The following is a 9106-nucleotide window of genomic DNA, read 5'->3' as shown; positions in this document are numbered from 1 at the left end:
TGGCGAGGTTGAGCTGGTCGAAGGAGGTGCACGTGGGGTTGTTGCGGTTGGAGCAGCCACCGGACGAGGACCAGGTGATCCCGGACGACTGGAACCGCGCGGTGGCGGTGGAGTGGCTGATCTTGGTGACCGCGTGAGCCTCGCCGGCGGCGGTGAGGACGCCGACGCCGGGCGCGAGGAACGCGCCGAGGACGAGGGCCAGGGCGGTCAGGACGGAGCGGAGCTTCATCGGAGTGCCTCCTGCTGGGGACCGTGAGGGGTGGGGACGGCGGTGCAGGTGGTGCCGGTGGTGCCGGTGGGGCTGGTGATTCCGGTGGGGACTGCGGTGCAGGTGGTGCCGGTGGGGACGGCGGTGCGCCTGGTGCTGGTGGCGCGTGGCCCGGGGGTGCCGGTGGCGCGTGCCGCGGCTCCGGCCCATGGGGTGCCGGTGGCGCGAGTGGAGCCGGTGAATCCGGTGGCGCAGGGAGATGGTGCCGCAGTTCTACGCGCGTCCGATAGGGGGCCTCACCCGATTCCTCGTCCGTCCGGGTGAACATCCTCCGGAGATGTTGAATGTTGAACGGAATGGAGCTACAGTCATTCTCGTTGAAGGTTCAACAAGTGCCGACAACCAACGTCCCGATCAAGGAGCAAGTCATGGGTCTCTTCAACCGCAAGAACGAGTCCGCCGTCGCCACCGCCACCCGCCCCGTGGACCCGGCCCTGGCCGCCCTGACCGGCGACTACACCATCGACCCGGCCCACAGCAGCATCGGCTTCACCGTCCGCCACGCCATGGTCACCAACGTGCGCGGCACCTTCGCCGAGCACGAGGGCGCGCTGACCCTCGACGGCTCGAACCCGGCCGCCTCCGCCGCCTCCATCGAGGTCCGGATCGCCTCCATCGACACGGGCATCGCCGACCGCGACGGCCACCTGCGCAGCGGCGACTTCTTCGACGCCGAGCAGTTCCCGCTGATGACCTTCCGCTCCACGCGGGCCGAGCAGCTGGGCGGCGACACGTACCGGATCACCGGCGACCTGACCATCAAGGACGTCACCAAGCCGCTCTCCATCGACCTGGAGTTCAACGGCGCCGCGACCGACGTCTACGGCAACGAGCGCGTCGGCTTCGAGGGCTCCGCCGAGATCCTGCGCTCCGCCTGGGGCCTGACCTGGAACGCGGCCCTGGAGACGGGCGGCGTGATGGTCAGCGACAAGGTCAAGCTGAACTTCGACATCTCCGCGATCAAGAGCGCCGCCTGAGCCGGGTCCCTCCCCCGGTTCCACCCCTGACACACGAGCGCGCCCGCCCTCCGCAGCAGCGGAAGGCGGGCGCTCGGCGTTCCCCGGACCGCGGTCAGCCCAGCTTCCCGGCGGCCGCGACCACCGCCGCGATCAGACGGCCGTTCTCGGGGGCGCCCGGGCCGCCGAGGAAGGCGAAGCGACGGCGGGCGTAGCTGTAGGCGAGGCCGGTCGACCGGTCGGCGAAGGCCTGGGAGCCGGGGGCGCCGCTGTGACCGACGGCGGTGGGGCCGAGCTCCGGGTAGCGGGTGGCCAGGGGGACGAAGCCGAGGCCGAAGGCGTTGTCGCTGCCCGTCACCAGGTCAGTGCCGGCGGAGTGGACCCGGGACACCTCGGCCAGGATGTCCGGACGCAGCAGCGGGGCGCGCCCGTCGAGCTCGCCCGCGATCGCCGCGTACATCCGCGAGAGGCCGCGCGCGGTGCCGATGCCGCCCCCGGAGACCGGCGCCTGCGCACGGACGGCCCGGGAGTTGGCGTACCCGACCATGTCGAAGGGCGGGTCGGCGTGGAGGTTGAACGCGATGGCCGCGAGGCTGTCGGGGGCGAAGGGGTTCTCCGTGAGGAACTCCTGCTCGGCGGGGGTGGGCAGCATCGGCAGGGCGGGACGGAAGCGGGGCTCCAGCTCTTCGGGGAGGCCCAGGTAGTAGTCGAGCGCGTACGGGGCACGGACCCGCTCCTCGTACAGGTCCCGGATCGTCCGGCCGGTGGCCCGCAGGACCACCTCGCCGACGAGGGCGCCGATCACGAGGCCGTGGTAGCCGTGGCCGGTGTCCGGCTCCCAGAAGGGGCGCTGCCCGGCGAGGCGGGCGGCGATCGCGCGGTCGTCGGCGAGCTCCTCGGGGCTGAGGCCGCCGTCGGCGCCGATGACGCCGGAGCGGTGGGAGAGCAGCTGGCGCAGGGTCAGCCTCTCCTTGCCCTCGGCGGCGAACTCGGGCCACCAGGAGGCGACTTCACGGTCCAGGTCGAGGACGCCGTCCTGGACGAGGAGGGCGGCGACCAGGGCCATGGCGCCCTTGGAGGAGGAGTAGAGGCCGAGGAGCGAGTCCCCGTCGACCCCGTCGCCGCCCCAGAGGTCGACGACCAGGCGGCCGTGGTGGTGGACGGCGAGCTGGGCCCCGCCGTCGCGCGCCTCCCGCGCCGCGACGGTGGCGAACTCCTCGCGTACGGACTCGAATCCGGGCTCCACCGTGCCGTGGACACGGCCCTGGACGTCACTCATCGCGCTGCTCCCCCTGCGAGGTCGTCGGCTCGTTCACAGACTCGAACGGTAGGGGACGCGATTCCCTTCCCGCGCGCCCGGGTGCGATCCGGCCGGCGGCGTTGTCAGTGGCGGCGTCTAGCGTCGGGGGCATGGAATTCCGTATCGACAGCGGCGTGTTGACCGATGCCGTGGCCTGGGCCGCCCGCGTCCTGCCGGCCCGCTCCCCCATGCCCGTCCTCGGCGGCCTGCTACTGGAGGCCGCGGACGGCCGGCTGCGGGTCTCCGGCCTCGACCACGAGGCCTCGGCCCGGGTCGAGGTCGAGGCGGACACGGGTGTCGAGGGCCGGGCCCTGGTCCTGGGCAGGCGCCTGCTCGACATCTGCAAGGTGCTTCCCCGGGGCGTCACGGAGCTGGCGGTGGAGGGCGCCCGGCTCTCGGTGACCTCGGGCGACGCCCGCTTCGGTCTGTCCCTGCTGCCGCTGGAGGACCATCCGGCCCCGCCCGCGCTGCCCGAGCTCCGCGGCGAGGTGGACGGGGACGCCTTCGCCACGGCGGTCGGCCAGGTGGCGGTGGCGGCCGGACGGGACGACTCGCTGCCGGTCCTGACCGGGATACGACTCGCCCTGGACGGTACGACGATGACGCTGGCGGCCACCGACCGCTACCGCTACGCCGTCCGCACCCTGGAGTGGAAGCCGGGGGCGGATGCCCCGGACGAGGCCGCCGACGTGGTCGTCCCGGCCCGGCGCCTCACCGAGATCGCCCGCTCCCTCGCGGGCACCGGCCCGGCCCGGCTCGCCCTCGACTCCGGTTCGATCGGTTTCGAGAGCGGCGGCCTGCGCACCACCACCCGGCTGCTCGACGGGCGTCTCCCCCGCCACGACAAGCTCTTCGCCCTCGGCGACCACGCCCTCGCGGCCACCGGCCGGGCCGCGCTGACCGAGGCCGTGAAGCGGGTCGCGGTCGTCGCCGAGGGCGACAGTCCGGTCCGGCTGACCTTCACCCGCACCGCGATCCACCTGCGGGCGGGGTACGAGGACGACGTGGCCTCCCAGCACCTCCCGGCCACCCTCGCGGGCCCGGACACCCTGACGGTCGCCTTCAACCCGGGGTATCTGCTGGACGCCCTCGCCACCCTGGACACCCCCGAGGTCCACTTCCACCTGCTGGGCCCCGGTCAGCGGGCCCTTCTCACGGACGGTCCCCGGGCCGCCCACCGCCACCTGCTGATGTCGGTGAAGCCGCTGGACTGAGGGAGACAGGGGGGAGGGCGGGAGGACGGGGTGGCCGGCTAGAACCCGCCCCCGCCGAAGTCGCCGCCCCCGAAGCCTCCGCCGTCGCCTCCTCCGAAGCCGCCACCGCCGCCGAAGTCACCGCCTCCGAAGTCGCCGGAGTCGAAGTCGCCGCCGGAGACGTCGCCGCCGCCGAAGTCACCGCCGCCGTACTCGGAGGCGTAGGCCGGGGTGGCGAGCATCGAGCCGAGCAGGGTGCCGGCCAGCAGACCGGGGAGCAGGCCGCCGCCGAAGTAGCCGCCCGCCCAGGGGCCGTAGGCGGGGCCCGCCTCCCAGTAGGGGCGGCGGACGCCGTCCGCGTCGACCATGCGGGCCATCGGGTCGAGGCCGCTGTCGAGGCGGGCCGCGTCGGCGGCGCAGACCGGGACCTGGCGGGCGGCGCCGCCGGCCGGGGTCCAGGTGCGGTCCTCGGTGGAGAGGCCGTGGCGCGGGTCGAAGAAGCAGGGGGCGCGGCGCTCGGGAAGCGGGCGGGACTCGCGGCGGGCGGCGAGGGCCGCCAGCGCGAAGCGGCCGTCGTCCAGTGCCTCGGTGACCGCGCGGACGTCGTGGGGGTGGGCGGCGGAGGCCATGAGGGACTTGGCCCTGTCGTAGGAGTCGAGGGCGCTCTCGTAGTCGCCGCGCATGGCGTCGTCGGCGCCGGGCTCCCCCGGGTGGAAGTCGAGGCGTTCGAGTTCCTCGCCGAAGGCGGTGATGTCCTCGTCGACGACGACCCGGAGCTTGTCGAGGGCGGCGCGCTCCTCGGCCTCCTTGCGGAGCCGGTTGCGGCGGACGACCGCGTAGGCGCCCGCGCCTCCGGCGGCGACGACGGCGCCGAGGGTCACGAGTCCGGCGACGGGGACGCCGGGGTCGTCACCGACGGAGCCCCAGCTCGCGGGGGCGGAGCCGCGCAGGGTGGGCAGGGCCTGGTCGACGAAGTTGTTGAGTTCGGTGGCCGCGTCCACGCCGGGCTGGCGTACGGAGGTGACGAGGTTGTCCACGGCCCGCGGGGAGATGACGGAGGCGTCGGCCTTGGCGTCGAAGCCGTCGCCGAGCCGGATCGCGTAGAGGCCGGTGACGCCGGTCTGGGTGCGCAGGTTCTGGAAGACCGTCTCCGGCGGGAACGCCGCGTTCGCGGGCAGGACGGCCACGAAGAGCGGCTTGTCGGCGTCCTTGATCTTCTGGGCGAGGGCGTCCGCGTCGGCCCGGGAGAGCTGGGCGGCGGCGCCCGGGTCGACGTAGACCGGGCCCTGTTTCAGGGCGGCGGCCACGTCGGGTATCCCCGTGGCCCTGGCGCCCGCGGAGGGGACCAGGACCAGGAGCAGCAGCAGTATCGGCCCGCCGAGGGCCGACAGGAGGCAAAGCGGCCTGGTCCTCATGGTTCGACGCTACCCGAACCAGGCCGAACTAGACATAGAGGACTATTCTGCGGGGTCGATCCCGGCCCGCAGCACTCCGTACGTGAAGGCGTCCTCCAGGGCCTGCCAGGAGGCGGCGATGACGTTCTCGCCGACGCCGACCGTCGACCACTCGCCGTTGCCGTCGCTGGTGGTGATCAGGACGCGGGTCGTGGACTCGGTGCCGTGGCGGCCTTCCAGGATGCGGACCTTGTAGTCGACCAGCTCGAACTTGGCGAGCTGGGGGTAGATCCGCTCCAGGGCCAGCCGCATCGCACGGTCGAGGGCGTTGACCGGGCCGTTGCCCTCGGCGGTGGCGACGATCCGCTCGCCCTTGGCCCAGAGCTTCACCGTGGCCTCGTTGGCGTGGGTGCCGTCGGGGCGGTCCTCGACGATCGCGCGCCAGGACTCCGTACGGAAGTAGCGGCGGGCCCGGCCCTCGGCCTCCTCGCGGAGCAGCAGCTCGAAGGAGGCGTCGGCGGCCTCGTACGTGTAGCCCTGGAGCTCGCGCTCCTTGACCCGCTCGACGACGCGGGCGACGAGGGCGCGGTCGTCGCCGAGGTCGACGCCGAGCTCCTTGCCCTTGAGCTCGATGGAGGCGCGGCCGGCCATGTCGGAGACGAGCATCCGCATGGTGTTGCCGACCAGCTCGGGGTCGATGTGCTGGTAGAGGTCGGGGTCGACCTTGATCGCGGAGGCGTGGAGTCCGGCCTTGTGGGCGAAGGCGGAGACACCGACGTACGGCTGGTGGGTGGAGGGCGTGAGGTTGACGACCTCGGCGATGGCGTGCGAGATCCGGGTCATCTCGGCGAGGGCGCCCTCGGGCAGCACCCGCTTGCCGTACTTGAGCTCCAGGGCGGCGACGACGGGGAAGAGGTTGGAGTTGCCGACCCGCTCGCCGTAGCCGTTGGCGGTGCACTGGACGTGGGTGGCGCCCGCGTCGACGGCGGCGAGGGTGTTGGCGACGGCGCAGCCGGTGTCGTCCTGGGCGTGGATGCCGAGGCGGGCGCCGGTGTCGGCGAGGACCGTGGCGACGACGGCCTGGACCTGGGCGGGGAGCATGCCGCCGTTGGTGTCGCAGAGGACGACGACGTCGGCGCCGGCCTCGTGCGCGGCCCGGACCACGGCCTTGGCGTAGTCGGGGTTGGCCTTGTAGCCGTCGAAGAAGTGCTCGCAGTCGACGAAGACCCGGCGGCCCTGGGAGGTCAGGTGGGAGACGGTGTCGCGGACCATCTCCAGGTTCTCGTCGAGGGTGGTGCGCAGGGCGAGCTCGACGTGCCGGTCGTGCGACTTGGCGACCAGGGTGATGACCGGGGCGCCGGAGTCCAGGAGTGCCTTGACCTGCGGGTCCTCGGCCGCGTTGCCGCCGGCCCTGCGGGTCGCGCCGAAGGCGACGAGCTGCGCGTTCTTGAACGCGATCTCCTGCCGGGCGCGGGCGAAGAACTCCGTGTCGCGCGGGTTGGCGCCGGGCCAGCCGCCCTCGATGAAGCCCACGCCGAAGTCGTCGAGGTGTCGGGCGATGGTCAGCTTGTCCGCGACGGTGAGGTTGATGCCTTCACGCTGCGCCCCGTCGCGCAGCGTCGTGTCGAAGACATGGAAGCTGTCGTCGAGGCGCGAGCCTTCGGCGTTCTCCGTGGTCATGACTGTGATGGCTCCTGTCGGATGTGGCTCCGGAAGGTCTGGATCCACTTGCCCCCATTCTCACGCGTCGTCCGTTTCCGGCGGGGGTGGGGCCGGAAAACGAAAAAACCCCTCGCGGGTGCGAGAGGTCTGCGCGCGGGTCTGGGGCACGGTGTCCACTGCCGCGGGGGTCGTGCCGCGATTCAGTGGCCACTGCGGACCGGCGCGCCGCTGCCGATAATCATCGTGGTAGCAAGCACGCCGGAAGTCTGACACAGGAGAAGGCCCGGCGGGACGCCGGTCTCACGATACGGGCAGCCGGTCCCGCTTCCGTCCGGGCACGGCGGGGCCGTCCGTCCCGACCCGGCCCAGATCGATGTCGCGGGTCTCCCGCATCGTGAGGTAGACGACCAGGGAGACGGCCGCGCAGCCCGCCACGTACCAGAAGAAGCCCGACTCGATGCCGGCGTCCTTGAACCACAGGGCGACGTACTCGGCGGTGCCGCCGAAGAGGGCGTTGGCGACGGCGTACGGCAGGGCGACCCCGAGGGCGCGGATGCCGGTGGGGAAGAGCTCGGCCTTCACGCAGGCGTTGATGGAGGTGTAGCCGGTGATGACGACGAGCGCCAGGAGCGAGAGCCCGAGCGCGGGCCAGAAGGAGCCCGCGTGCTTCAGCATCGTCATGATCGGCACGGTGAGGAGGGTGGAGCCGACCGCGAAGGTGATGAGGAGCGGGCGGCGGCCGACGCGGTCGGAGAGCAGGCCGGCCAGCGGCTGGAGGCAGGCGAAGACGATGAGGGCGCAGAAGGAGACGAGCGTCGCGGTCTGCTTGGGCAGTCCGGCGGAGTTGGCGAGGTACTTGGTCAGGTAGGTGGTGTACGTGTAGTACGCCACGGTCCCGCCCATGGTGAGCGCGACGACGAGGAAGGCCTCGCGGCGGTGCGCCCACAGGGCCGTGAGGGTGCCCTTCTGGTCGCTCGCCACCCCGGCGTCGGCGGACTCCTCGTACACCTCGGTCTCCAGCATGGTGCGGCGCAGGTAGAAGACGACGGCCGCGCCGAGGGCGCCGATGACGAACGGGACGCGCCAGCCCCAGCTGTGCAGGGCCTCGTCGCTCAGGGTGTGCTGGAGGACGAGCAGCAGGCCGAGGCCGAGGACCTGGCCCGCGGTCATGGAGACGTACTGGAAGCTGGAGGCGAAGCCGCGGTGCTGCGGCGCGGAGGCCTCGGTGAGGTAGGTGGCGCTGGCCGCGTACTCGCCGCCGACGGAGAGCCCCTGGAGGAGGCGGGCGACCAGGAGGACGGCGGCGCCGCCGTATCCGGCGACGGCGTAGGTGGGCGCGACGGCGATGAGGAGCGCGGAGGCCGACATCAGGGTGACGGTGAGGGTGAGGGCGGCCTTGCGCCCCTTGCGGTCGCCGACCCGGCCGAGGAGCCAGCCGCCGACGGGCCGCATGAAGAAGCCGACGGCGAAGATGCCGGCGGTGTTCATGAGTTTGGCGGTGTCGTTGCCCTCGGGGAAGAACGCCCCCGCGAAGTAGGTGGCGAAGCTCGCGTAGACGAACCAGTCGAACCACTCGACCATGTTGCCCGCGGAACCGACCCAGATCTTCTTCCAGTGCTCTCGTCCCATGGGCAGGAACCGTGCCGGAGATCATGTACGGGCAACAAGGGTGCAGGCCGCAACGATCGGGTGTACTTACGTGCGTTGCGGTCGTGACGCCGGGTGCGGGCCGCTGCCGTCAGGGTCGCGACAGCAGGTCCTGCTCGATGAACTCCCGCACGTGGGAGAGGACTTGTTGCCGTCCGGTGCCGGGGATCCCGACGGCGACGTGCACGCTGAAACCGTCCAGGAGGGCCCGCATCCGGGTGGCGGACCGGTCGGGGTCGACCGCCCGGAACTCGCCCCGCGAGACCCCCTCGGCGAGGATCGCGACCAGGTCCCGGTGCCAGGCCCCCTCGATGGCGGCCTGCCGGGCGCGGGCGTCGTCGTCGGCGTTCTGCGAGCGGTTCCAGACCTCCAGCCACAGGGTCCAGTGCGGGTCGCGGGGCCCGTCGGGCACGTACACGTCGACATAGCCGTCGAGCCGCTCGCGCGCGGTCCCGGGCCGGGACAGCAGGGCGCTCCGCTCGGCGCCGAGCCGTCCCTCGCTCCACTCCAGGGTCTGGAGCAGCAGCTCGTCCTTGGTGCGGAAGTAGTAGAGCAGGTGCCCGCTGCTCATCCCGACCTGCCGGCCGAGCCCGGCCATGGTGAGGCCGTCGAGCCCGCGCTCGGCGATGGTGTCCATGGCGGCGGCGAGCAGCTCCTCACGGGGAGGGGCGGCCTGGTTGCGGCGG

7 protein-coding genes and 1 pseudogene are annotated in these 9106 nt (G+C 72.6%); 2 read left to right on the top strand and 6 right to left on the bottom strand.

What is annotated here, in order from left to right:
* A pseudogene (locus tag ABT129_RS33160) lies at positions 1-229 on the bottom strand (hypothetical protein); the annotation flags it as partial.
* A gap of 407 nt (positions 230-636) precedes the next feature.
* Between ABT129_RS33160 and ABT129_RS33155 the strand changes: the two are divergent.
* Positions 637-1245, top strand: a complete 609-nt coding sequence (locus ABT129_RS33155) for a YceI family protein (RefSeq protein ID WP_351909050.1) — start codon at positions 637-639, stop codon at positions 1243-1245.
* Between the two features lie 94 nt (positions 1246-1339).
* On the opposite strand, the gene ABT129_RS33150 is transcribed toward ABT129_RS33155, so the two are convergent.
* A complete protein-coding gene (locus tag ABT129_RS33150) occupies positions 1340-2503 on the bottom strand; it encodes a serine hydrolase domain-containing protein (RefSeq protein ID WP_351909048.1) in 1164 nt (387 codons plus the stop codon).
* A gap of 131 nt (positions 2504-2634) precedes the next feature.
* Here ABT129_RS33150 and dnaN point away from each other — a divergent pair, with 131 nt between their 5' ends.
* Positions 2635-3738 carry a DNA polymerase III subunit beta gene (gene dnaN / locus ABT129_RS33145; RefSeq protein WP_351909046.1) on the top strand — a complete coding sequence of 368 codons (1104 nt, stop codon included), beginning with the start codon at positions 2635-2637 and terminating at the stop codon, positions 3736-3738.
* 38 nt (positions 3739-3776) lie between these two features.
* Here the strand turns inward: dnaN and ABT129_RS33140 are convergent, their stop codons facing one another.
* From ABT129_RS33140 to ABT129_RS33125, 4 genes are all read right to left on the bottom strand, one after another.
* Positions 3777-5132, bottom strand: a complete 1356-nt coding sequence (locus ABT129_RS33140; RefSeq protein ID WP_351909044.1) for a hypothetical protein — start codon at positions 5130-5132, stop codon at positions 3777-3779.
* A gap of 42 nt (positions 5133-5174) precedes the next feature.
* A complete protein-coding gene (gene cimA / locus ABT129_RS33135; RefSeq protein WP_351909042.1) occupies positions 5175-6791 on the bottom strand; it encodes a citramalate synthase in 1617 nt (538 codons plus the stop codon).
* 282 nt (positions 6792-7073) lie between these two features.
* Entirely contained in the window at positions 7074-8402 is a 1329-nt protein-coding gene (locus ABT129_RS33130) for an MFS transporter (RefSeq protein ID WP_351909040.1), read from the bottom strand.
* A 109-nt stretch (positions 8403-8511) separates the two neighbouring features.
* Positions 8512-9072 carry a TetR/AcrR family transcriptional regulator gene (locus ABT129_RS33125; protein ID WP_351909054.1) on the bottom strand — a complete coding sequence of 187 codons (561 nt, stop codon included), beginning with the start codon at positions 9070-9072 and terminating at the stop codon, positions 8512-8514.
* Positions 9073-9106: the final 34 nt, after the last annotated feature.

Origin of the sequence: Streptomyces sp. NPDC002057 (genome assembly GCF_040296665.1) — a bacterium.
Lineage (GTDB): Bacteria > Actinomycetota > Actinomycetes > Streptomycetales > Streptomycetaceae > Streptomyces.
The sequence above is the reverse complement of the archived record's forward strand: the minus strand, read 5'-3'. Positions and strand labels throughout refer to the sequence as shown.

Coding starts and splice junctions, on each gene's coding strand:
- ABT129_RS33140 (WP_351909044.1), bottom strand. CDS start 5,132: ATGAGGACCAGGCCGCTTTGCCTCCTGTCGGCCCTCGGCGGGCCGATA.
- dnaN (WP_351909046.1), top strand. CDS start 2,635: ATGGAATTCCGTATCGACAGCGGCGTGTTGACCGATGCCGTGGCCTGG.
- cimA (WP_351909042.1), bottom strand. CDS start 6,791: ATGACCACGGAGAACGCCGAAGGCTCGCGCCTCGACGACAGCTTCCAT.
- ABT129_RS33155 (WP_351909050.1), top strand. CDS start 637: ATGGGTCTCTTCAACCGCAAGAACGAGTCCGCCGTCGCCACCGCCACC.
- ABT129_RS33150 (WP_351909048.1), bottom strand. CDS start 2,503: ATGAGTGACGTCCAGGGCCGTGTCCACGGCACGGTGGAGCCCGGATTC.
- ABT129_RS33130 (WP_351909040.1), bottom strand. CDS start 8,402: ATGGGACGAGAGCACTGGAAGAAGATCTGGGTCGGTTCCGCGGGCAAC.